Annotated in this window: 22 protein-coding genes and 1 pseudogene; 5 read left to right on the top strand and 18 right to left on the bottom strand. The window is 58.6% G+C overall.

The genetic code is table 11. The features are described from left to right. Positions 1–28: 28 nt before the first annotated feature. The 6 genes from ACF8K2_RS03930 to ACF8K2_RS03905 form a co-directional block, all read right to left on the bottom strand. Positions 29–745: a hypothetical protein gene (locus ACF8K2_RS03930; RefSeq protein ID WP_063423912.1), complete on the bottom strand. Its 717-nt coding sequence runs from the start codon at positions 743–745 to the stop codon at positions 29–31. 60 nt (positions 746–805) lie between these two features. Continuing rightward, positions 806–1,300, bottom strand: a complete 495-nt coding sequence (gene radC / locus ACF8K2_RS03925; protein ID WP_063423913.1) for a DNA repair protein RadC — start codon at positions 1,298–1,300, stop codon at positions 806–808. A 52-nt stretch (positions 1,301–1,352) separates the two neighbouring features. After that, the gene (locus tag ACF8K2_RS03920) at positions 1,353–1,619 is read right to left on the bottom strand and encodes a hypothetical protein (RefSeq protein WP_063423914.1); all 267 of its coding nucleotides are present in this window, start codon (positions 1,617–1,619) and stop codon (positions 1,353–1,355) included. Positions 1,620–1,680: 61 nt separating this feature from the next. Next, complete coding sequence (locus tag ACF8K2_RS03915; RefSeq protein WP_063423915.1) at positions 1,681–2,193, bottom strand: STY4534 family ICE replication protein; 513 nt, start codon at positions 2,191–2,193, stop codon at positions 1,681–1,683. Positions 2,194–2,935: 742 nt separating this feature from the next. Then, positions 2,936–4,915: a DNA topoisomerase III gene (locus ACF8K2_RS03910; RefSeq protein WP_063423916.1), complete on the bottom strand. Its 1,980-nt coding sequence runs from the start codon at positions 4,913–4,915 to the stop codon at positions 2,936–2,938. 111 nt (positions 4,916–5,026) lie between these two features. Next, positions 5,027–5,368 carry a helix-turn-helix domain-containing protein gene (locus tag ACF8K2_RS03905; protein ID WP_013972308.1) on the bottom strand — a complete coding sequence of 114 codons (342 nt, stop codon included), beginning with the start codon at positions 5,366–5,368 and terminating at the stop codon, positions 5,027–5,029. 199 nt (positions 5,369–5,567) lie between these two features. Between ACF8K2_RS03905 and ACF8K2_RS03900 the strand changes: the two genes are divergently transcribed. Then, on the top strand, positions 5,568–5,750 hold the full coding sequence (locus ACF8K2_RS03900; protein WP_063423932.1) for a hypothetical protein: 183 nt from the start codon (positions 5,568–5,570) through the stop codon (positions 5,748–5,750). A 43-nt stretch (positions 5,751–5,793) separates the two neighbouring features. Here the strand turns inward: ACF8K2_RS03900 and ACF8K2_RS03895 are convergent, their stop codons facing one another. From ACF8K2_RS03895 to ACF8K2_RS03850, 10 genes are all read right to left on the bottom strand, one after another. Continuing rightward, complete coding sequence (locus tag ACF8K2_RS03895) at positions 5,794–6,222, bottom strand: single-stranded DNA-binding protein (protein WP_232876991.1); 429 nt, start codon at positions 6,220–6,222, stop codon at positions 5,794–5,796. Continuing rightward, entirely contained in the window at positions 6,219–6,722 is a 504-nt protein-coding gene (locus ACF8K2_RS03890) for a DUF3158 family protein (RefSeq protein WP_063423918.1), read from the bottom strand. The genes ACF8K2_RS03895 and ACF8K2_RS03890 overlap by 4 nt, the downstream gene beginning before the upstream one ends. Further along, positions 6,719–7,474 (bottom strand): PFL_4669 family integrating conjugative element protein, encoded by a 756-nt coding sequence (locus ACF8K2_RS03885; protein WP_063423919.1) that lies wholly within the window; start codon positions 7,472–7,474, stop codon positions 6,719–6,721. The genes ACF8K2_RS03890 and ACF8K2_RS03885 overlap by 4 nt, the downstream gene beginning before the upstream one ends. A gap of 320 nt (positions 7,475–7,794) precedes the next feature. Then, positions 7,795–8,988, bottom strand: coding sequence for an STY4528 family pathogenicity island replication protein (locus ACF8K2_RS03880; protein ID WP_063423920.1), 1,194 nt, complete (start codon positions 8,986–8,988; stop codon positions 7,795–7,797). Then, the gene (locus tag ACF8K2_RS03875) at positions 8,982–9,533 is read right to left on the bottom strand and encodes a DUF2857 domain-containing protein (RefSeq protein WP_063423921.1); all 552 of its coding nucleotides are present in this window, start codon (positions 9,531–9,533) and stop codon (positions 8,982–8,984) included. Before ACF8K2_RS03875 ends, ACF8K2_RS03880 begins: the two co-directional genes overlap by 7 nt. Before the next feature lie 16 nt (positions 9,534–9,549). Beyond that, complete coding sequence (locus ACF8K2_RS03870; protein ID WP_063423922.1) at positions 9,550–11,121, bottom strand: ParB family protein; 1,572 nt, start codon at positions 11,119–11,121, stop codon at positions 9,550–9,552. Positions 11,122–11,210: 89 nt separating this feature from the next. After that, the gene (locus tag ACF8K2_RS03865) at positions 11,211–12,098 is read right to left on the bottom strand and encodes a ParA family protein (protein WP_063423923.1); all 888 of its coding nucleotides are present in this window, start codon (positions 12,096–12,098) and stop codon (positions 11,211–11,213) included. Positions 12,099–12,102: 4 nt separating this feature from the next. Then, positions 12,103–12,318, bottom strand: a complete 216-nt coding sequence (locus tag ACF8K2_RS03860) for an AlpA family transcriptional regulator (protein ID WP_010799440.1) — start codon at positions 12,316–12,318, stop codon at positions 12,103–12,105. A 113-nt stretch (positions 12,319–12,431) separates the two neighbouring features. Beyond that, positions 12,432–13,169: a hypothetical protein gene (locus tag ACF8K2_RS03855; RefSeq protein WP_063423924.1), complete on the bottom strand. Its 738-nt coding sequence runs from the start codon at positions 13,167–13,169 to the stop codon at positions 12,432–12,434. 168 nt (positions 13,170–13,337) lie between these two features. Continuing rightward, the gene (locus ACF8K2_RS03850; protein ID WP_392463561.1) at positions 13,338–14,336 is read right to left on the bottom strand and encodes a LysR family transcriptional regulator; all 999 of its coding nucleotides are present in this window, start codon (positions 14,334–14,336) and stop codon (positions 13,338–13,340) included. A gap of 155 nt (positions 14,337–14,491) precedes the next feature. Between ACF8K2_RS03850 and ACF8K2_RS03845 the strand changes: the two genes are divergently transcribed. Genes ACF8K2_RS03845 through ACF8K2_RS03835 form a run of 3 tightly spaced genes read left to right on the top strand, consistent with a single transcriptional unit; the run spans position 14,492 to position 18,633 of the window. Then, complete coding sequence (locus tag ACF8K2_RS03845; RefSeq protein WP_232878295.1) at positions 14,492–15,634, top strand: iron-containing alcohol dehydrogenase; 1,143 nt, start codon at positions 14,492–14,494, stop codon at positions 15,632–15,634. Between the two features lie 45 nt (positions 15,635–15,679). Then, the gene (locus ACF8K2_RS03840) at positions 15,680–17,023 is read left to right on the top strand and encodes an MFS transporter (protein ID WP_070095586.1); all 1,344 of its coding nucleotides are present in this window, start codon (positions 15,680–15,682) and stop codon (positions 17,021–17,023) included. Positions 17,024–17,043: 20 nt separating this feature from the next. Beyond that, a complete protein-coding gene (locus ACF8K2_RS03835; RefSeq protein ID WP_236198063.1) occupies positions 17,044–18,633 on the top strand; it encodes an aldehyde dehydrogenase (NADP(+)) in 1,590 nt (529 codons plus the stop codon). Between the two features lie 87 nt (positions 18,634–18,720). On the opposite strand, the pseudogene ACF8K2_RS03830 reads toward ACF8K2_RS03835, so the two are convergent. Further along, positions 18,721–18,846: pseudogene (locus ACF8K2_RS03830) on the bottom strand (IS30 family transposase); the annotation flags it as partial. Here ACF8K2_RS03830 and ACF8K2_RS03825 point away from each other — a divergent pair. Next, positions 18,827–19,159, top strand: coding sequence for a recombinase family protein (locus tag ACF8K2_RS03825; RefSeq protein ID WP_256559449.1), 333 nt, complete (start codon positions 18,827–18,829; stop codon positions 19,157–19,159). The pseudogene ACF8K2_RS03830 and the gene ACF8K2_RS03825 overlap by 20 nt on opposite strands. Positions 19,160–19,946: 787 nt before the next feature. Here ACF8K2_RS03825 and ACF8K2_RS03820 read toward each other — a convergent pair. Beyond that, positions 19,947–21,264: EAL domain-containing protein (locus ACF8K2_RS03820; protein WP_392463556.1), on the bottom strand; the 1,318-nt coding region annotated here is incomplete at its 5' end.

The raw sequence follows: 21,264 nt of genomic DNA, 5'->3' as shown, positions 1-21,264 counted from the left end.
AAAAAGGCGCCCTTAAGGGCGCCTTGGGTCAATCGTCAGTAAACACCGGCAGTCCTGGCAGCGGGGCTGCATCGGGATCAAACACCAGGAAACGCGTGTCGGCCTGGCCGGCCAGCAGCAACAGGGTCATCAACACCGGAGGCACCTGTTCATCCAACAGGCGAATGCAAACGTCCGCCGCTGAGCAGCCGGGACCTCCCGCGTGGGCGCAGCGGTGCCAGGGTGTGGAGTACAGCTTGCAGCCGACGGAGCGGTTGCTGACCATCTGGAAGCATTCAAAGAAGCCGGCCGGTCGTTCGCAGCGAGCAAGCTGCTCAAGGTAGGTGTACTCGTCGGCCGGTAGGTGGGATGAACTGATCTCCCAGCTGCGGCTGTACTGGCCGGTGGCAAAGGACAGCTGCTGCATCAGGTGCTCCGCCGCTTCCAAGCTGGGAAGGTCGCCAACGTGTACCGAGCCACTCAGCCGTTCGGCGGTGACCTGGTACAGCACGGTGGTGACCACACCATCTGCGGGCAACTGCATGCGAAGGAAACCCGAGACATCCTGTTCTTCTGTGATGACGGCGCAGTCGTCATCGAATACGCACGCCTGGCAGTTGATGTGATCGTCGTCCAGGCCCAGTTGGGCGGTGTGCAGGGGGCGGTAGCAGGGCGGGCACTGGTCGTCGTAGTGGATCTGGACCACGCGTTCGCAGGATAACGCATGGAAGCCGCGGGCAAAGGGGTTGGGGGTTGAGGTGAGCATGGTGGCGCTCCAGTAAAAAGAGGACGCCACCCCATACAGGCAGTGGCGAACGAGAGAAGTTTAGATCCAGCCGTATTCAGCCAGGGACAGGGGCTGACCCTCGCCGACGATGATGTGGTCCAGAACGCGGATCTCGACCAGCGCCAGCACTTCGATCAGGCGTGTGGTCAGCACGCGGTCGGCGCCGCTGGGCTCAGGGCACCCGGAAGGGTGGTTGTGGCTGAGGATAACTGCGGCGGCGTTGTGTGCCAGCGCCTTGACCACCACTTCGCGAGGGTAGACCGAGGCACCGTCGATGCTGCCGAAGAACAACACCTCGAAGTCCAGCACGCGGTGGCGTGAATCGAGATAGAGCAAGGCAAATACCTCGTGGTGATAAGGCGCCAGACGCAGCTTCAGGTAAGACGCGGCGTCGGCAGGCGTGATGAGTACTTCGCCGCGCTGGAAATAGCGTTGGTCCAGCAGCTGCAGAGCTTCGTTGATCAACGCATCTTCGTGGGCGCGCTGGGTCAGGACGGGGTCGAGGGGCTCGACCAAGGTCAATGACGTGTTCATGAGCAGAACCTCGTGTGCAGGAGCGCTCCGGGAGGAGGCCCTGTGGGTAGGGTCAGGCGGTTACAAGGCGGGTGAAACGATGCCGGGTGCCGTGCGACGGCGAGTGACAGGCTTCGCAGGGGTGAGTGGAGAAGGGGGCGATGCCAACGCCGGTGTCCGGATCGAAATCAGCGCTGAGTGGCAATAACACCTGCAGCTCCTTACGCATCTGCGTGATTCGCTGGTCGACTTCGGCCTCGCTGTAGTACAGCGACAAGGTGCTGAAGTCGTCGTAGGCCACAGCGTGCAGGCAATCCTCACAGAGCCAGTAACTCTCCATGGCGGCCTCCAAGGGTGAGAAAAGGCGCTCATGCGAGCGCCTTTGTGGTGGAGCATCCGTCTCAGGCAGGCTGCGTGGCCTGGTCCTGAGCCTGATCGGCACTGTGTGAAGGATTCGGCGCATGCTCTTCTGCCGCTTCGGACGGCAGTTCAGCCGAGGAAGCATCCTGCCGAGCTGGCGCCTTGTAGGTGAGTTGGCCGTCGACCTTGATCCACTCGATGAAGATCAACCGGCCTTTGAGGCTGGCGCCCGGTTGGCCTTTGCGCTCACCTTTCTCGTAGGTGAAGGCATCGACCCAGAGGTCGCCAATGCGAAACGCGATCAGCACCTTGCGTTCGGCACGGACATCCTCGAGGTGTTCGCGGATCAGCCGTTCGGCTTCGCCGCCAGCGACCTTGCAGTCGAAGCGGGTGTATTCGACGTCATCCGACGCGCCGTGCAAGGCGGCGATGTCGCAGGCCATAAAGGGCTGGCCGCGCCGCACTGGCACCTCGCGCACGCGGTTCAAGTAACCAATGCCTTGGGTGTGCAGGTTGAAGTAGGTGGCGGGAGCAGCAGTGTTTGCCGTGGTCATGGTGAATCTCCTGTTTGCGAGAAACGCGGATATTCACCGGCCCTGGCGGGGGTGAGTCCGCAAGGGAAGGTCAGGTGCAACAGCAGTGGTGTAAGAGCGCTCATCATCGCGGGGAGCGATAACCGTGCGAGCCGCCGAACGCTAGTCGCACTTTGGGAGGAACCACTCTGGGGAGAGCGTAGCCTTGCAGGTTCCGGCTACCTGATGCTGTCATCGACAGCGTGGTGCAGTTCATCTATAGAGCGCTGCGCAGCGCCCGTCAACAGCGGTTTTGACTGGGTTCAGAGGTGCGGACGTGGGTGGTGCACAGTGGACTCAAACGCGCGAAAAAATAGCCCAACGGTCGTCAGGCTAGGAACAGCAGGGCCACCCTAGATCTGATTCGTCGACAGCGAAGTCGTCGCTTCACTTCAGCTGTCTCCTCACCCTGATCAACCGACCCTTGTCGTGGCCTGGGTCGGGATAACTGGCACGCATCCGCGCACAAACGGCGCCCGTTTTTTCGCCGGCGGGCACCGGCACTGAGCATCGTCGCCGAGGCGGATGACCCCTGCAGCCTAAAGCAGGTCGCACGGGTCATCCGTCTCGGGAATCTTGGACATCCGGAACAGTGATGCAGCGTAGTGAAAGAGGCTCCGAACTCAACGAGTCTGGCCGAGCTGCCCGGAGCGAATCGGCCTAGGGTCGCCAAACGGCGAGGGGCCTGTCCACTACATCAGCGACTGGCCCCAGCGTCAAGCAGTCAGGTCCGCTTCGGCTTGGCGGGCGCCGCGCTGGCCTTCACTGGCTTGGTGCCCTTGCAGTCCGGGTAGTGCACACAGGACCAGAAGTTGCCGGTGCGGCCTTTGCGCTGGCGCATGGGGCTTCGGCACACGGGGCAGGCGGGACCTTTCGAACGGGGTAGCTGCAGATTCAACGAGGCCTGGCTGCGCACCACCTGGGTGAGCCAGGTCGATTGCTTGGCGAGAAACGCCTCGACACTCAGCTGACCGGTCTCGATCCGTGCCAGCGCCTGTTCCCATACCGCTGTCATCACCGGATCGGCCACCTCACGCGGAACGGCCTCGATCAACGTGTGGGCGGCCGCAGAGGCCGCCAGGCTGCGCTTTTTCTTGGTCAAGTAGCCGTGATCGATCAGGCCCTGGATGATCGCGGCGCGGGTGGCCTCGGTGCCGATGCCAATGCTGTCTTTCAACGTTTGCTTCAGGCGCACGTCGGCCACTTGGTTGGCGATGGTTTTCATTGCCTTGACCAGTGTGCCTTCGGTGTAGGGTTTGGGCGGCTGAGTGCGCTGCGTGTTGACCTTGGCATTTCGCACACCAACCGACGCACCTTCCTGCAAGGTGGGGAGCCGCTGCGTTTGCTCGGTCGGTTCGCTGGCGTCGGCTTCGTCGATCACGGCCTTCCAGCCACGTACCTGGATCTGCTTGCCGCGGGCCAGCAACTGATCGGCCTGGCTGCGCAACTGCACCTGGGTCTTCAGGTATTCGTGTTGAGGCAGAAACTGCGCCAGGTAGCGGGCGCGGATCAGGGTGTACACGGCGCGCTCGCGCTCGGACAACTGATCCAGGGGGATCACCACGGCGGTGGGGATGATGCCGTGGTGGGCGGTGACCTTGCTGCTGTTCCAGGCGCGGGAACGTCGTGTCGGATCAAGCTCCTTGAAGCGCTGGCCAAGCGGCGGGTCGGCTGCGGCCAGGGCCTTCAGCACACGCGGCACTTCGTCCAGCATGCTCTCTGGCAGGTAGCCACAGTCGCTGCGGGGGTAGGTGGTGGCCTTGTGGGTTTCGTACAGTGCCTGCGCCACACTGAGGGTTTCCTGCGCGCCCAGACCGAGCTTGGCCGAACAGACCTCCTGCAGCGTGCCCAGGTCGAATGGCAAGGGGGGCCCTTCCGTCACGCGTTCAACGTCGACCCGCTCGACCTGTGCTGAACGCGCAGTTGCAATTCGCCGGACAGCCTGCTCGGCCGCCACCTTATCGATGCAGCGACCGGTATCATCGCAGTGTGCAGCGGGTGGCTGCCAGCGTGCCTCAAACTCAGCCCCGTCATCCTGCAGCACAACGTCCACGCTCCAGAACGGCCGGGCAACAAAGCTGGCGATGGCGCGGTCACGTTCAACCACCAGGCGCAGGGTGGGCGTCTGCACGCGGCCTACGGGCAGCGTACCGTCGAAGCCGGCGCGGCGACCCAGCAGGGTGAACAGTCGGCTGAGGTTGATGCCGACCAGCCAATCGGCCCGGGACCGGGCGAGGGCACAGTGGTACAGCGGCAGGGTTTGCTCACCCGGGCGCAACGCCGCCAGGGCCCGGCGGATCGAGGCGTCGTCGAGGGCGGACAGCCACAAACGCAGGACCGGTCCTTGGTACTTGCAACGCTCAAGGATCTCCCGGGCAATCATCTCGCCCTCGCGGTCGGCGTCGGTGGCAATCACCACCTCGGTGCAAGCCTGCAGCAGCCGGCTGATCGCCTTCAACTGCGCGGCGACCTTGGGCTTCACCACCAGTTGCCAGTGCTGCGGGATGATCGGCAGGTGCTCCAGCGACCAGCGCTTGAACTGGTCGCCATAGGTTTCCGGTGGCGCGGTCTCCAGCAGGTGACCCACGCACCAGGTCACGGTCACTCCCGTGCCCTGCAGGCAGCCATCACCGCGACGATGGGCTTGCAGCACCCGGGCGATATCGCGGGCTTGGGACGGTTTTTCGCAAATGTAGAGGCGCATGGCGTGGCCCTCTCGGTCAGGTACCGACAGGGTGGTCGCGTGACAGGGGAGTGCTAGAGAAAAGCTGAACTGGCCGAGCTCATATCGGCGTAGCGGCAGGCTGAGAGGTTACTACCGTTGCGCGAGGTGTGCGGTCACGGTCTGTAGAAGGTCCAGGGCAAACTGTTTGTCCGTCTCGCCAAGTTCCTTGATCAGCGAGGCAATCTTTTGCCCCTGGTCCTGTGGCCTAGGACTGATGGCCAGCAGCAGCTCATCGGCCGGACAGCCATACATATCCGCCAACTGCAGCAGCTTGGGCACGGTCAGCTCGACTTTGCCACGCTCCATGCGCGACACCGCTTCGGTGCCGATCTCCAGGCGCTCACCGACTTGCGCCTGGGTAAAGCCCTGGGCGCGGCGGTACTTGGCCAACTGGCGGCCGATGTGTTGTGGGCTAGGCTCTTTGACTGGCAACGGGGGGCTCTCCAATTCAACCCGTATGGTTGACCAGCCACCCGAAGATATGAACGCCCTTAAAGGTTGACTATCAACCTTTCGGGGCGTATCACCCAATGATAGTACGGTGACCTGACCGTCACGCGGAGATAGCGGATTGGACGAACTTGAGCAGCATGAAGCTGATGCGTTGGCGATCAAGGCCTGCGAGTTGTTTATGGCCACCCATCAGGAACCGGACGATCAGGCGGCGAGGGCCAGATTGATCGCGTGGGTCAAGGAAGCGCCAGCGCACTGGCGGGCGTTCCTTGCCCTGGACCAGTACCTGGCGGAGGTCAAAGGGTTGATCGAGGGGGACGACCTGCAGGGCGTCGCCCGCCGCGTGGGCCCCCGCGACTGAACGGTATCGCGCTGAAGGAAACGTTCCTCTGACGTCCACCCGCTCAGGTCGACTTGCGGGTGGTTTTCTTGCCGGCCGGCTTGCGGCTACTGCCCCCATGTTCACTGGCCTTCTCGCGCATGGACACGCCGGCCAGGCGATGGGGCAGGATGCCGATGTGCCGTGCCTCGACCTTGAACGTCACCCGGGCATTGTCCTCGCTGTCTTCCCACTCGTCTTTGACCGTTCGGCCCATGACCAAGACGCGCATGCCTTTCTGGTACAAGGTGCTCCAGTGCTCGGCATCGCGGTGCCAGAGCTCGACCGGTGCCCAATAGCCGCCGCGATCTTCATAGCCGCCCTCGCGCGGTACCGGATTGTCGAAATAGACATTCAACCGCAGCAGCCGCTTAGGCTCGTCCGGGTTGTTGTTGAACTCCTGAAACTCAGGCGGACTGCCGATGTTGCCTTCGCCAACAAAGAACGTGCTCATGGGTGTTTCTCCTCGGTGGTGGTATCGAAAAGGACGTCATCGGCATACGCGAGTTTGAGGGCGCCGGTGAGTACCTGGCGATAGAGCGAGTTCAGGCTGCTCATCTGCAGGTTGAGGACGATCCGGTTGGCTTCCAGCTGGTACAGCGCCTGGCGCAGTTCTGGCTGCAGCAGCGGATGTGCCATCGCCTGCTGCCAGACCTCCACGCCCATGCGCTTGAAGTCCGGGCTGCGCCAGCGTAGGAAGCAGGCGCCCTGGGAGCTGTGCTGGACGCTCAGTCGCAACTCGAGCAACGAGAAGGGTGGCTGCGCCATGATCGCCAGCATCGCGGCCATCAGCGTCTCGAGTTCGCCTCGCAGCTGTTTGATTGTCTCGGCGAACTGGGCCAGCTCCCCCTTACCCTTAAAAGGCTTTAAAAGGCCTTTTAGAGAGGCACTGTGTTCAAACTCGCGATAGGCCTCGGATGACAGGCAATGGGCGATCGCTTCGGGCAGTGTCATGCTTCACCGCCTTCGGCGGGGTCGCCGGGCGAAGGTTCCACGTCGTCAGCAAGTTGATCGGCCTCACTGGGCAGTGCGGCCTTGGCGGTGCGCACGATGGGCGGCGCAAATTGCGAGCGTCGTGTGCCTTCGAGAATGTCCTGGGGCGGGGTGCCGAACTTGTCGATGGCCTCGCGGGCGCGGGCGTTGTTGGCGGCCATGTCGTCGCGGCTTACCCCGGCCAGTCGGAACTGCTGTGCCATGCTGAACAGGCTGCGCAGCAGGTGGGCGCCACCATCGATCCAGTACTCCATGTCGGCCCGGCCGATCAGCGCGGTGTGGTGGGCCAGCAGCACGCGACGTACCAGGCTGTCGTAGTCTGTCAGCAGGTAGACGGCGAGAAACCCCAACTGGCTGCCGATGAACAGGGGCAGGGTGACAGGGTGGATGTTCAGGTTGTCGCCGATGCTGACCTGGGAGGGCAGGTCGCGCTCGACCAGTTTGACTTGCTCGGTCAACGTCAGCAGCTCGGCCTTGGCCTGCAGCACCTTGTCTTCCAGTTGCAGCATGAACCAGTCGGCGAAGGGGTCGTCCTGACTACTCGCCTGCTTGAGCAGGTTGGTGACGCTGATGTAGCCCGCCATGCCCATGATGCCGAACACGCCTTCGCGTCCGGCACGGCCCTGCCACAGACGTGCTGCGTGATGCGTGTGCAGGGTGAGGGTGATGCTGCTGCGCAGTGAACCCAGGTTGAGCTGGTAGTGGTCGACCATTGCCGGATCCTCGCCGTCGGAATGACGCCGACGATCTGCGCTCTCGGGCGACCTAGCAGTGATCAATGTGAACGCGATGGGCTCACATTGCCCCTACTTTCGATGGTCCTGCCATTGATGCCACTGTGATCAAATCCACTGAGTGCCAACGCAGCTAACTGCTTCATCCTGGCGTCAAAGCTGCGACCTTACACCCATCACGCAGATCACACTCCTCGAGCGATTGTGTCTGGCTAGAGGACGTCACTGGAGTGATGCCACTGCGATCAAATCCATTGAGGTCCGCTGATCGTTGGAGATCTGGAAGACTCAGCGCGCTGTTACGTTGCCCCGCTCACGACACCGCAGCGAAGCTTGAGCTGCTCTAGGTACGCCTTGGCCAGCGGCGAGGCCACCCGGCTTCCGGACTCCCGTGAGCGCTCATCAGCTGGCTCTGGCGGGCGAATGCGCTTGCGCGGTGCTAGCGGGGCATCGCTACGGGCGGCCCACAGGGTGAAGTCCCCTTGGCACGCCCGCTTGATCAGCCCCAACAGATATGCAATCGGCTTGCGAATGTCGCCGCGGCTGCAGCGAACGGCTGCTTCATTGATCACCGCTTGTCGCTGTTCGGGCTCGAGCTGGCGCAGCGCCTGGACTGCCCGGCGCTGTTCAGTCGGGCTCAACTGCAGACCCTCTGGCCAAGCGGCGCTGCCACTGGCCGAGGCGGGCGGTACTGTACTTTTTTTGCTTTGTTTTTGTACGGTACGGTCGTGCGCTGGAATCCGAACGGCAGCCGGAGCCGGGACATTCGCGCTGGGTTCGGAATCGGTCGAGGACGCTGTGGCAAACCGAACGCTGTACGCCTCGCCTCGTTCGGAATGCTCGGCATGGCTGTCGTCCTGCAGCGGCAAGGCCTGTTGAGCGCCTGATGCGGGGAGCGAAGCCATCATGGCCAAGGCCTCGTCAGTCACCTCTGGATCCGCCCGTAGCTCCTGGAGGAGGTGTTGAGCGAGATCGCGCACGCCTTTGGTGGCATGGGACAGGTTTTGGCAGATCAGGGGCAGGTAACCGGCATCTTGGTCGATGGCTTGTGCGGGTGACAGCGGCGCGTCGTGCAGTACGTAGACACAGCCGCGCAGGCAACCCTGCGAATCGCGATATCGTTCGCTCAGGCTGAGCCAGCGGGTAGCGCGCAGCACGTTCAGCGCGCGGGCGATGGTCTCGCGTGAAGCCTGCGCACCACAGGGGCTGGTCGCCAGGTACGGCTGAAGGTCCTGATACCGTGGGGTACGCATTTGCCGTTCGGTGATCAACCAGCGCAGCACCAACCAGAGATTGCGCTCCACGGGTGTGAGCCGGCGATCCTGCAGCAATCCCCGCGGTAACGGATCGTGGCTGCCGTAGTACACGAAGCATGGCCCCTCAGCCAGCGCACGGGCGGCCCTGGCTTGTTCGGCCTGCTCCAGACAACGCTTGAGCGTGACCATGCTCTGGCGCACCACATCAGCCCAGTCCACGGTGTAGAAGTTCAGCATGGGATACCTCCGTATAGCTCGATCTGCTGCCAAATCAGGGTCAGGCTGATCTGTTGTTCCTCGGCCAGCATCATCATCGCGTCCAGCGGCTCGCTGTCCGGATCTTCGGCCCGCAACTGGCGCCAGCGGTTCCACACTGCATGCTCCTGGGTCTCGCTGAGTTGGACGGGGCGACCACGATGGGTCTCGATCTTCAGGATGCGTCGGCGCAATGCCGTGTCGGAATGGTCGAGGCCGAAGCAGCGGTACATGATGTTCGAACTCGCCCCCAACTTCAGGGCACGGTTGATCAGCCGCTCGTTCAGCTCGTCCCGTTCGGCCTGGGCGATCAGGCGACGCAGCACTGTGGTGTCGACCTTGATCTCGACCCAGGCGATCGTGGAGTGCGCCAGGTGGGACAAGGTGGTGGGCGGCAGCGACTGCAGCACCTCGATGTCCTCGTCGGCGAGGCCCAAGGCCTTGCACCGTTGCAGTCGGCCATGGCGCAGCTCATGCAGGACCTGGTTCAACATGGCGTGGTTCAGCAGATTGAACGACGTGCTCATGCGGCACCTCCGGGTGTCAGCGGGTGGACGACAGCGTGAGTTCGATCAGGCGTCGAGAAAGCCGTATAAGTGAAAACAGTTGCGCCAATTGAGGATCAGGGAGCCGCTCAATCCCGATCGCGAGCGCAGGGCGCTCGATCAGTGGCAGGTCGTAGACTCCCAGCAGCAGTTGACCAAACAGCGCTGCCGGGAGCTGCTGACGTTGCTCCCAAGCAACGTCGTCTTGCACGCGCAACAGCGCGCCCAGCAGCAGCTGAATACCGGTGCGGTGGGGTGTCGAAGGTGCTGCTGTATCGGGCGCCAATGAGAAGCCTAGGCCCTCCTCAGTAGCGCAGACCATGGTTGGAGCATTGGCGTAACCGGCCAATTCGCTGGCCAGTTGGGCGCAGGCCTGGCGCAGTTGCACCAGGTCTTCCAGGGCCGGCGGAATCGCCCAGATGGTATCCAATGAGTCGGGCAAGCACTGAAACCCAGCATTGCCGAGATTTGCAGACTGAGCGGGCGGTGACGCAGTTGGACTTTCTACCCGTTCACGGGCGGCGGCGCGAGGCTGCGTCTGGTCTGCTTGATCGGATTGCCTGTCAGCGGGTTGGAGAGGGTAGACTGGTTCCGGTGAGTCGAGCCCCATGGGGGCTTCAGGCTCCCTACCGGAAGTGGTATCGGTGTCTTCGCCCACGCCCAGCTGGGGAGACAGGGGCATGCCGGGCGTCAGTGGCTGACGTGATGGCTGGCCGCTATCCTGGATCAGCTCCAACGCCAACAGACGCGGTGATTGGTTCAAGGATTTCGCCATGTGTGCGAGCAGTTCGTCCTGCAGTTCGGCGGTGTCCAGCTCGGCGGCGGTGCAGTCGAACGTGGACAGCACCTCCAACCACAGCGCCGCGAAATCCAACGGTGTCGCCACGTACCGATTCCACACCGATTCGGCACGTCGACGCAGGCTAAGGGTCCGTTCGATCGAAGGTTTGCCCAAGCCGGCGTACAAAGTCTGCGGGATAGCTGGCAGCAGGTGCTCGAGGGTGTCCAGCATCCGGCTGATGTGCGATTGCGAGATCGGGTAACCGCCGGCCGATAACTGCGCTGCCAGTTGACGTTGGCTCAGGCTATCGCCGCCTTCCAGCAGCATGTCGCGGAACTTGGCCACGGCCAGGGCGCGCTCGATGAAAGTAAGTTGGCCGTGCAGGTCACTTTCGGCCAGGTGACCCAGCAGCGTATGCAGCTCCGACTGCCAGGGGCGAAACAGGCAATGGATGCGGAAGAAGCGCTCCTCGCGGGTTTCCTGCCACAGTTCGCCGAGGATACTCAGGCGAGTGTTGCCGCCGTTGCGGATGATGAACTGCGGCGCGCCAGGCCGGCGCGTGATAGAGGGGGGCTGGTCCAGGCCGCGGTCGCGGATGGAGGCCTTCAACTCCTCGTACAGCGGGTTACGGATGAAACGCGGGTTGTGCTCGTAGGGCCGCAATTGCTCCAGGGTCACCACCATCGGCGTGTCACAGTCAGGATCGGTGGGCGATACCTGTGTTGCCCGCTGTGGGAAGTGCCCGTGCTGGAGCTTGCGCGTGATGTCTTCGGGGGTTGGCGGTTTCATGAACTTGCCCTTGATCTGTCAATGCAGACGGACTGCTCAGGCCTTTCCGACCGGCTGCGTGAGAGGGGCAGCGAGGGATGGACATGGCACTAAGCTGGTCGGCCGGTGACGCATTCCACTGAGGCAATGCTGTTGGGAAAAGAGCGCGCACGGACCCTGGTCTGGACCAGTCGCTGCTCCCACTCAGGGAACAGTTCATTGGCCAGTGCTCGCATGACATCGGCCGCGCAGCGACTGCGCGATCGAGGGGCGGCTTTCGACTCGACCCGATGCACTGGCAATCCCAACGACGCGGCGTTGAGGTACGCGACGCGATCGGGAATCACCGTGTTGCAGACGCTGACATGCGGGGCGGCGGCAAAGGTGTTGCGCAGGCTCTGCATGATCAGGCAGGTATCGCGCCGGTTGGCGTTCACCTGATTGAGAAGCAGTTTCACCGGGGGCAAGTACACGCCGAGGTAGCGGTAGGGTTCCAGCTCTTCGAACAGGCCGAGCGTGCCGCGGCGCAGTTCGCGTGCCGCGAGCATTTCCGGTGGCAACGGGCATAGCGCACAATCGGAGGCGAGGATGGCCATTTCCACCACCACGCTGCGCGCGCCCTGGGTGTCGACGATCAGCACATCGTACTGATCGGCAAATGCGGGTAGCAGGTTGCGCAGGCGCAGTCGGCCATCGGGCGCGTGCAGCAGTACGGTGCCCAGGTGGCCCGCGCGGTCGTTGGAAACGATCAGTTCAAGCCGCGGGATGGTGGTGACGGAAATGATCTGCTCGGCAACCGTGAGCCGCTGCGAGATCAGTTCGTAACTGCCCGCTTCACGTGACTTGCACAGAGCGTAGTAGCTGGACAACGTCGGTTGACTGTCTAGGTCGAGCAGCAGCACCTTCAAGCCCGCGTCGGCAAGCAGGCCGCCGAGGTTGGCGGCAACCGTGGTCTTGCCGGCCCCGCCCTTGGTCGAGATCAGCGAAAGGACTTTCATGGCACTACTCCCGAACAGACAGGCGATCCTGAACCCACTGCTCAATCTCCAGCGAGTCCCAACCGACCGCGCGCGTGCCGATGCGCCGGCATTGCGGGAATAGTCCGGCCTTCATCAAGTTGTAGATGTGCGAGCGTTTGAAGCCGGTTTTTTGTTCCACCTCATCGCGGCGCATGATGTGGCGATCGGCGGAAGCTGGGGCAGGGCTGGCCGGTTGCATGGTGTCACTCCTTAGCGCCATGTGGCGCGCAGTGGGATGTGACAGTCAGTGAAGGTCCGTGGGGGTGAAAAATCATTGCCAGGCAATGGCCGCCATTGCCTGGCTATTCGGAGTTAGGCCTGCTCCGCTTGGGCCAAATGGCGGCGAGCCAACGCAAATTTCCGATCAAGGGTGTGTTTGCTCAAACCATGTAGGCCGGGAAATTGAGACAAAATAGCCTGGACTACCGCAGTCTGATTTTTATAGATCGACTGCACTTGGCCGGATTTCGACTTGCCTACGGTGATTGCCAGTAGGGCGCCGATGATCGTGTAGTGGACGCTGGCGGAGGCTTCAGGGGCTGGCTCCGCTGCATCAAGCTGCGCCGTTAGCTCGTTTTCATGGCGCTTGTAGACCGTCATCTCTTCGACAACAGAATCGTAGGCCTGATGCATTTTCTCAAACTCACGCGCGTAGAAGTCCCGTTCAGCTTGCACAGCCAAAAAGGCGTTCAAACTCACGCATTCGAGGTGGTCGATATTTTTGGGGAACAGGAATTCGGGTTTTTCCTCCGGATGGTTTAGCGCAAACCAGGCCCGCAGATCCGGACGGCGTATGGACCAATACACTCGCTCGGCGTGGTCGTTGAGCGTAATGGGCCCGCCGAGGAACGTTGCCGGTAGCTCACCCGCGGCAATGGCGTCGTAGATGCGCTCCACATAGAAGTGGAGACAGGGCCACTGCGGAAAATGCTTGAGTAGCTCACCTGAGTGGGCTATTTCGACCTGTAAGATCTCTGCGGTGTGATCGGCCAGATCGCACCAAAGAATTGCCGCATCGATGGGGTGATAGCAGCTTTTGATCGCGTCCATGGAGAACAGCCTCCAGCTGAAGTCGTCCTAATCGCCGATGGGATCATTATTTTGAATCTCATTCGAGCGAGCTAGACTCCGAAAGCAGTTTCGGATCCAATAACGTGACAAAGTATTTTCATTATAGTTCGCCGTAACTCTTCAGGCTGCGACGAGTTTTGAAGTAGATCAGTGGGGATTGTGGTTCGGTCGCAGTGCCCGACCACCTTCTGATTGAAGCGCTTTAGGGCGGCCTGCATCGTCGAGCTCGACTTGTATCAGCAACCCCCTCAGTTGCTCCATAGCCGGTGTGGCCTGGCTACCTCTGCGTGTTACCAACTCGTAGGGGTCGCTTACGGACTTGATGGCCAAGGGCAAGATGCATACGCGGTTGTGCTGGAGGCACTGCTTGGCCACATCGATTGACACAAGCGCAACGAATTCGGGCTGGTTCTGCAGCAGTGACAGCGTTGCCAGAATCGACGTGGTCTCCACCAGGTGCAGAGGGAAGCGGATGCCCGCATCATGGAACTCTCGCTCAAGCTGCACCCGCATAGGCATGTTGGCCCGGTAGACGATCCACCGACTTTCAGCCAACTCCTCCAAGCGAAGTGCTCCAGCGGCCTGGAGGGGGTGGTCGATGTTGGCGATGACCGCCAGAGTCTCGTCCTGAACAAACGCACTCGAGAAAAGATGCGGCGAACTGCTCACACTCGTCCGGCACAGGGCCATGTCCAGACGCCCGCTCTCGATCTGGGTTAAGAGCGATTGGCTGGTGTCCTCAATGATCTCGAATGACATTTCCGGCTGTATAGCAGTCAGCTGGGAGACCGCCTTCATCAACAGCGGCACTGCCCCCATGATCGCCCCCACCGCAAGGCGTCCCCCGACCCCTCTCAGGATCGCATCCAAATCGTGCCGCAGGTTCGAGATATCAGTCTGCACCACCCTGGCGTACCTGATGGCGCAATAGCCGGCAGCCGTTGGTTCAAGCCCACGGTTGTTGCGATTAAAAAGCGTCGTACCAAAAGTCGTCTCGATCTCCTGAAGGGCCTTGCTTGCCCCGGGTTGTGTCAGCCCCACGCTATTTGCGGCTCCGAGAAGAGAGCGGTGCTCGTCCAGCTCGATGAGCAATCGCAGGTGTCTAGCGTGGAGCCTGGACATGATCGAGTTGAGGGACGGGGTCATTTGGTATGAATCCTAGTTATACCTGTATGGATTGTTCTCAATACCACGGCTGAATTCAGATTTCTATACTGGCGCGGCACGATGTCGCACCCGTTGCGGCGGATTGGCCTGAGATCGGCCCAAAATAACAAAGCCAGTAGGCTCGAGGAGACCCCATGTCCCTGATCAATTACATCACCCAGATCCAGTTTGAAGTCGGAGCTATTTCGCTCCTGCCTGCAGAGTGTCAGCGCATTGGTATTACCCGCCCTTTGATCGTCACTGACCGTGGTGTCCGTGCGGCAGGTATCGTTGATGTAGCTCTGAGCAAATTCACCGACTCCACTGTTCAGCTGCCGATCTATGACGGCACGCCACCCAACCCAAACGAAAATGCTGTTCGTGAAGCAGTGGCCATGTTCAAGGAATGCGGTTGCGACGGCATCATCGCCATCGGCGGCGGTTCCGCTATTGACCTTGCCAAAGGTGTAGCCGTATGCGCCAAGCACGAAGGCCCGCTGAAAAGCTTCGCTGTCATCGAAGGTGGCCTGGCTCGCATCACTCCAGCAACGGCCCCTGTGATCGCAGTGCCGACCACTGCCGGCACCGGCAGCGAAGTTGGTCGTGGCGCCATTCTCATCTTGGACGATGGCCGTAAGGTTGGCGTGATCTCCCCCCACGTTGTTCCAAAATCTGCCATCTGTGACCCGGAACTGACTCTTGGCCTGCCTGCAGTTTTGACTGCTGCTACCGGGATGGATGCGATTGCCCACTGCCTCGAAACCTTCATGGCTCCGTCGTTCAACCCACCTGCGGACGGTATTGCATTGGACGGCCTGTGGCGTGCCTGGCGCTTCATCGAAACCGCTACCCAAGATCCGAAAAATCTGGAAGGTCGCACCAACATGATGAGTGCTTCCCTGCAAGGCGCTCTCGCGTTCCAGAAAGGTCTGGGTTGCGTTCATAGCCTGAGCCACTCGCTGGGCGGCATCAATCCTCGCCTGCACCACGGCACTCTCAACGCAATCTTCCTGCCGGCTGTGATCCAGTTCAACCGCAAGGCAGCGACCATGGTCAACGAGCACAAGACAGCGCGTATTGCTCAAGCGATGGGGTTGGCTGACGAAAGCCAAATCGAAGATGCGATCCGGGACATGACCCGAGCACTCGGCCTGCCAACCGTCCTGCGGGAGCTGGAAGTCACTGAAGACATGTTCCCCAAAATCATCAAAGGCGCTCTCGCAGATCACAGCCATCGCACAAACCCGCGTGAAGCTTCTGCAGAGGATTACCAGTGGATTCTCGAGGCCTCCATGTAAGCCTCGAAATCCTGCCCTCATCCAATAACAAGAAAGTGAACGCCTATGAACACCAAATATGCGGAAGCGGAGCTCAACCGTAAGCCTGAAACGGTGGCGAGCTCAAACCCCTTCAAGAAGTACCAGGTCATCACCGTCAGCCTGCTGCTGGTGATCGGCATCATCAACTATGTGGATCGGAGCGCTCTGTCGATTGCAAACACCTCTATCCAGCGGGATATGGGGATTACGCCTTCCCAGATGGGCATCCTCCTGTCAGCGTTCTCGTTGGCATATGCCCTGGCTCAGCTTCCACTGGGTGTGATCATTGATCGCCTGGGCAGCAAGATTTCACTGGGCGCAGCGCTTCTTGGCTGGTCTGTTGCTCAAACTGCTTCTGGCTTGATCAACACATTCTCTGCGTTCATCGGTTTGCGGATCGTGCTGGGTATCGGTGAAGCACCAATGTTTCCTTCAGCTGCTAAGGCACTTTCAGAGTGGTTCGAAGCTGAGAAGCGTGGGACGCCCACTGGGATCGTGTTGTCGTCGACATGCATAGGGCCTTGCATCGCGCCACCACTCTTGACCCTGCTGATGGTCAATTGGGGATGGCGTGGCATGTTCATTGCCACCGGCGTTTTTGGAATCTTGATCGCTGCCTGCTGGTTCGCCTTCTACAAGAGCAAAGAGCGTTTTTTGGCTGAGCTTCCTGCAGAGGAACGCGAACGTCTACTGGCTACGCAAGCACAAAGGCAGGCAGCAATTACAGCAAGGCCCAGCGTGAAAGCTCAGTTGAGCGCGTGGGCTGAGCTGTTCCAGCACAAAAGCACTTGGGGTGCAGTCCTGGGGTTCATGGGCGTGATCTACATGCTATGGCTGCACCTCACCTGGTTGCCAGGTTATTTCGAGCGTGAGCACGGTCTCAGCCTGTATCAAACTGCCTGGATCGTTTCCCTGGCCTATGTATTTGGCGCCTTGGGCACCATCGTCGCTGGCCGTTTCTGTGACCGACTGGTGAAGAATGGGGCCACCGTACTGGGTAGCCGGAAGCTCGTAGTTGTCTGCGCACTGTTCTCAGCTGCTGCATTCACCATCCCTCTGTCGTTCGGCAGTGGCTTCATCCTCAGCGTGGTGTTGCTGTGCGGTGCATTGTTCAGCGTCAACATGGCCAGCTCAACTGCTTGGATGATCGCTAACACAGTCGTGGATAGTCGACGGGTTGCTTCCTTCGGCTCTATCCAGAACTTCGGCGGTTACCTGGCGGGATCGGTGGCACCCATTGTCACTGGCTTCAGCATCCAGCAATCCGGCTCCTTCGCTTCCGCATTTTTGATCAGTGCTGCCGTGGCATCGGTGGCAGCAATGGCTTACGTGCTTCTTCTGAAGCAGCCCATTTCCACTGACAAGTAACAAGTTTTCGGAGTAGATATATGCAACTCACAGGTGAACAACTAATCGGTTATCGAGCGGTGCGCGGCGAAGGCCGTGAACTCCTTGCGATCAATCCTAATAACCAACAGTCTATTCCAAGCCCTGTGTTCAACTGCGCAAGCGCAGCTCTGGTTAACGAGGCCTGCGAGCTGGCCGAACAGGCGTTCGACTCGTTCCGCTCCGCTGCACCTGAATTGCGTGCCCGTTTTCTCGAAGAGATTGCGGAAGGGATCGTAGGCCTGGGCTCTACATTGACTGAGCGTGCTCACCTCGAAACCGGGCTGCCCATGGCTCGACTTGAAGGCGAGCGGGGACGCACCGTCGGTCAGCTGCGGCTTTTCGCATCTGTCCTTCGCCAAGGCCGTTGGCAGGATGCGACACTCGACTCGGCTCTGCCAGATCGTCAGCCGCTTCCACGCCCCGACCTGCGCATGTGCAAAATTGCGCTGGGGCCTGTCACCGTCTTCGGTGCAAGTAATTTCCCGCTCGCTTTCTCTGTCGCAGGTGGCGATACCGCTTCCGCACTGGCCGCAGGTTGCCCTGTTGTCGTGAAAGCTCACCGCGCTCACCTGGGAACCTCCGAGCTCGTAGGGCGAGTGATCCAGGAAGCGTCGAAGCGCCTTGAATTGCCTGAGGGAACGTTCTCGCTGATTGTCGGTGATGGCAATGATGTAGGACAGCAGCTGGTATCGCACCCGGCTATCAAAGCTGTAGGTTTCACCGGATCACGTAGCGGTGGCCTGGCATTGATGCGGGCAGCGGCAGCGCGGCCTGAACCCATCCCCGTCTACGCCGAAATGAGCAGCATCAACCCGGTATTCCTCCTGCCAGGTGCACTGTCTGCTCGGGCAGAGTCCATCGCCACCGGCTTCATCGACGCTCTGGTAATGGGCGCAGGCCAGTTCTGCACCAACCCAGGCATCGTGCTTGCAGTCGATGGCCCTGACCTGGAAGCCTTCCTGGACAAGGCCGGAGCTCATCTGGGCGACAAGGCTGCGCAAACCATGCTGACTCCCGGCATTCATTCTGCCTATTCGCAAGGGATTGATCGCATCACCAGTCAGTCCTGCGTTCAGGCCGTTGCTTCAGGCCAGCCTGATCTTGGAGCCACACAGGCACAGGGGCATCTCTATCAAACGATCTTCGAAAGCGTGGCAGCCAATGCACAGCTCTTGGAGGAGGTGTTTGGCCCGGCAGCTATCGTCATCCGTTGCCAGAACGTCAACGAAATGCTCGCGTTCGCCAAATCCATCGAGGGTCAGCTGACGGCGACACTTCATCTTGAAGATGAGGACTTGGCGATTGCTCAAGGTTTGGTGCAAGCCATGGAGAAGAAGGCTGGCCGCGTATTGGTCAACGGCTTCCCAACTGGCGTGGAGGTATGTGACTCCATGGTACACGGCGGAGCTTTCCCTGCTACCTCTGACAGCCGCACAACGTCGGTTGGTTCGACTGCAATCGACCGCTTCCTTCGTCCTGTTTGCTATCAAAATTTGCCAAATGTCCTCCTCCCTGAGGCATTGAAGCAAAACAACCCTTTGAATATCTGGCGCCTGGTAGACGGAAAAACCACTGCTCCGAAAGGCTAGAGCAACAAATGCCAGCAGCCACACGCAGCCGTGGCTGCTGGCATCCAATTGATCAAATGGCGGTTGCAGAAGCTGAGTGCAACACGGTCATTGAATTGAAGCTGGAGCATCATGCCGCATAACCATGGCCTTCTGCATCACCTCGCCCATAACCTCGATTGGGCATTTGAAGTCGAAGCGCTTACGCGGACGCATGTTCAGTTGCAGTGCGACCCCTTTCTGGATCAGCTATGTTGATGAGGGATTCATCCTTAACGAACATGCAGAAGCCGTGAAACGTGCCGCAGAACTCTGTTTTGAAATGGGTGCAAGAGCAACTGCCCAAGAATTAAACAAGATGAACTTCCCCAAGAAATATACTGAAAGCATTGTTGGGAAGGTTCTTCGACAGCCCGCCATTTACGGGTCTTTTATCGCTATGGAGTGGGACGAATCAGGTAAGCCGATTCAGGTCAAAAAAGAGATTAAAGGCTATTATCCGGCAGTAATTTCAGAGTCAGAGTTTTATAGAGTCAGAGTTTTATAGAGTCGGCGCAAAATTGAGTGAGCGACAAGACCCAAAACTTGCAGGGCGGAAGTTCGCAGAATTCAAAAGCATCTTACGAGGGATTGTTTTTTGTGCCTGTGGCTCGGGCTTCCGTTACCACGCAAAAAGAGAGTATGTTGACTTGGTGTGCTCGGCCTCATTGGCTGGGCGCTGCACGTATGCATCACCATGAAAAGGCGTCAGATATAGATATGCACGAATAGAGGAAATATTCCTTGCCTACCAATCTCTTATCCCATTTCACAGAATAATACCAAAGTCTAAGGATATTAAGTCGCTGGAAAATGAAAAGCAAGAGCTAGCTGGAAAAATTCTTCAACAGGAAAAATCGTTAGCAAGCAATTTCGACATTCTTACTAATGCCTCGGAAACGGCCAAAAAATACATTCTAAGCAAAATTGAGGAAGTAGCTCACGACTTGGACCAGCTTAAAGCAAAGCATAATGAGATTAGCCTAAGAATTAGTTCGCTGCATCTGGCCAGTAAATCCATGCTTAACGTTATGGAAATTTACAAGCTCCTTTTGAACGAGCATGGGCGAATGCGAGTAAATAATTTCCTAATCGGTCAAAACGTAAGAATTACTATAACGCCTACTAAGAAAAACATTTCATCATGGATGTTCACTTGGCTGATGAGCACATTGACCGCATCAGTGTCACCCCGAATGGATACACTGCCGAAAAGAAGCCCCATCTCTAAATCGCTACCAGCCCTAAAACGCACCCAATCAAAGATTGGGCACCTTTTAGGGCTAATATAAAATTTATTCATCTGCAAAATTCATCGCTTCACCCCTAGCTCTTTGCGATCTGACTTTTTCAGTAAGTTCGCTAATTGGCAATGCCTTGCTGAATAGCCATCCTTGAACAAGTGCATCAGGACAGAAATCAAGAATTGCTTTTTTCTGAGCTTCCGTCTCCACGCCCTCAAAAATTATTTTTGCGTTTAAAGCTTTTGCTATTTCATGAATCTTTTGCAGCACTACTGCTGCCGGAGAGTCTGTTCCAGCAGCTTTTGAGAACGACTTGTCAATTTTTATAATATCAACATTGAGCCCGGCCAGATAGGATAGGCTTGAATATCCTGAGCCAAAATCGTCAATTAATACTTTATAACCAGAAGCTCGAATGGACTCAATTTTTTGTTCGACCTGGCTAATTTCAGCCGTTGCCCCTTCAAGAATTTCAATTGCAATCTGACTAGCTGATACGCCGTGACTTCTTGCTGTATCTGATATGTGTCGAATTAGACCGCCATCCAGCAGGTCCTTGGTTTCAATGTTAAAACTCAAATATACTCCCGGATGGCAAGCCAGGCCTCTCGAACACTCTTCCAAAGCCCTATTAACAATCAGCTTGCTCAGCTTCTCTTGCAAACCAAGAGCTTCCGCTTTTTGGATGAAGACATTTGGAGGGACTGATCCGAATTTCTTATCGTGCCAGCGCGCCAAAACTTCGAACCCGGAAACCTTGCCGGTCTTGCCATGAACAATTGGCTGATATGCAGTTGATATTAGCCCATTTCTAATAGCGTATTTTAAACGATGTGAAAGTGAGTTTCTAACTCTACGATATTGGTGGGCAGCATAGAAAGCCAACAAGCCCAAAGAACAGCCAGTTAATGCGACAAACAGGAAAAGAGTAGGTTTGCTGGCCTTGAAAACATTTGCTTGAATATTCGAGCTAACACAAATGTCGTATTTTTCAGAGCACACTCTTGCAGATGCGCTGCTTAGGATATTTCCTTGCTGAAAATCGCCGAACGTGCGCATGATGGTTTTGCCGTCACGAGAGACAATAAATGCATTTAATTCTGCTGGCGGTGATTCAAAAGGTGCAAATGCGGTGGGTGACGTAACCACAAATGAGTTTTCTTTTGCTGAAACATCAATTTTTATTGCGCCGGGAAAATAGCTTGAAGCTGCACTCCACAGCCTAACATTGTTTTTCGTAAGTCTACCCTCACCAGCCAACCTGAAAGCAGGGATTACGCCCCACATAGCGGAGCAAGTAATAGTGTTGTTTTTTATTCGCCCTGCATCTTTTACAAAGCGATATTCATATAAAACTCGTTTTAACGTG

This window comes from Pseudomonas sp. xss_2, from assembly GCF_043104195.1.
GTDB lineage: Bacteria > Pseudomonadota > Gammaproteobacteria > Pseudomonadales > Pseudomonadaceae > Aquipseudomonas > Aquipseudomonas urmiensis.
The sequence above is the reverse complement of the archived record's forward strand: the minus strand, read 5'-3'. Positions and strand labels throughout refer to the sequence as shown.

Excerpts from the sequence above, each read along its gene's own strand:
- ACF8K2_RS03910 (WP_063423916.1), bottom strand. The coding sequence starts at position 4,915 with ATGCGCCTCTACATTTGCGAAAAACCGTCCCAAGCCCGCGATATCGCC.
- ACF8K2_RS03895 (WP_232876991.1), bottom strand. The coding sequence starts at position 6,222 with ATGAGCACGTTCTTTGTTGGCGAAGGCAACATCGGCAGTCCGCCTGAG.
- ACF8K2_RS03860 (WP_010799440.1), bottom strand. The coding sequence starts at position 12,318 with ATGCAACCGGCCAGCCCTGCCCCAGCTTCCGCCGATCGCCACATCATG.
- ACF8K2_RS03885 (WP_063423919.1), bottom strand. The coding sequence starts at position 7,474 with ATGGTCGACCACTACCAGCTCAACCTGGGTTCACTGCGCAGCAGCATC.
- ACF8K2_RS03855 (WP_063423924.1), bottom strand. The coding sequence starts at position 13,169 with ATGGACGCGATCAAAAGCTGCTATCACCCCATCGATGCGGCAATTCTT.
- ACF8K2_RS03870 (WP_063423922.1), bottom strand. The coding sequence starts at position 11,121 with ATGAAACCGCCAACCCCCGAAGACATCACGCGCAAGCTCCAGCACGGG.
- ACF8K2_RS03825 (WP_256559449.1), top strand. The coding sequence starts at position 18,827 with ATGTTCAGTTGCAGTGCGACCCCTTTCTGGATCAGCTATGTTGATGAG.
- radC (WP_063423913.1), bottom strand. The coding sequence starts at position 1,300 with ATGAACACGTCATTGACCTTGGTCGAGCCCCTCGACCCCGTCCTGACC.
- ACF8K2_RS03915 (WP_063423915.1), bottom strand. The coding sequence starts at position 2,193 with ATGACCACGGCAAACACTGCTGCTCCCGCCACCTACTTCAACCTGCAC.
- ACF8K2_RS03840 (WP_070095586.1), top strand. The coding sequence starts at position 15,680 with ATGAACACCAAATATGCGGAAGCGGAGCTCAACCGTAAGCCTGAAACG.
- ACF8K2_RS03865 (WP_063423923.1), bottom strand. The coding sequence starts at position 12,098 with ATGAAAGTCCTTTCGCTGATCTCGACCAAGGGCGGGGCCGGCAAGACC.
- ACF8K2_RS03920 (WP_063423914.1), bottom strand. The coding sequence starts at position 1,619 with ATGGAGAGTTACTGGCTCTGTGAGGATTGCCTGCACGCTGTGGCCTAC.
- ACF8K2_RS03835 (WP_236198063.1), top strand. The coding sequence starts at position 17,044 with ATGCAACTCACAGGTGAACAACTAATCGGTTATCGAGCGGTGCGCGGC.
- ACF8K2_RS03875 (WP_063423921.1), bottom strand. The coding sequence starts at position 9,533 with ATGAGCACGTCGTTCAATCTGCTGAACCACGCCATGTTGAACCAGGTC.
- ACF8K2_RS03890 (WP_063423918.1), bottom strand. The coding sequence starts at position 6,722 with ATGACACTGCCCGAAGCGATCGCCCATTGCCTGTCATCCGAGGCCTAT.
- ACF8K2_RS03850 (WP_392463561.1), bottom strand. The coding sequence starts at position 14,336 with ATGACCCCGTCCCTCAACTCGATCATGTCCAGGCTCCACGCTAGACAC.
- ACF8K2_RS03930 (WP_063423912.1), bottom strand. The coding sequence starts at position 745 with ATGCTCACCTCAACCCCCAACCCCTTTGCCCGCGGCTTCCATGCGTTA.
- ACF8K2_RS03880 (WP_063423920.1), bottom strand. The coding sequence starts at position 8,988 with ATGCTGAACTTCTACACCGTGGACTGGGCTGATGTGGTGCGCCAGAGC.
- ACF8K2_RS03845 (WP_232878295.1), top strand. The coding sequence starts at position 14,492 with ATGTCCCTGATCAATTACATCACCCAGATCCAGTTTGAAGTCGGAGCT.
- ACF8K2_RS03900 (WP_063423932.1), top strand. The coding sequence starts at position 5,568 with ATGGCCACCCATCAGGAACCGGACGATCAGGCGGCGAGGGCCAGATTG.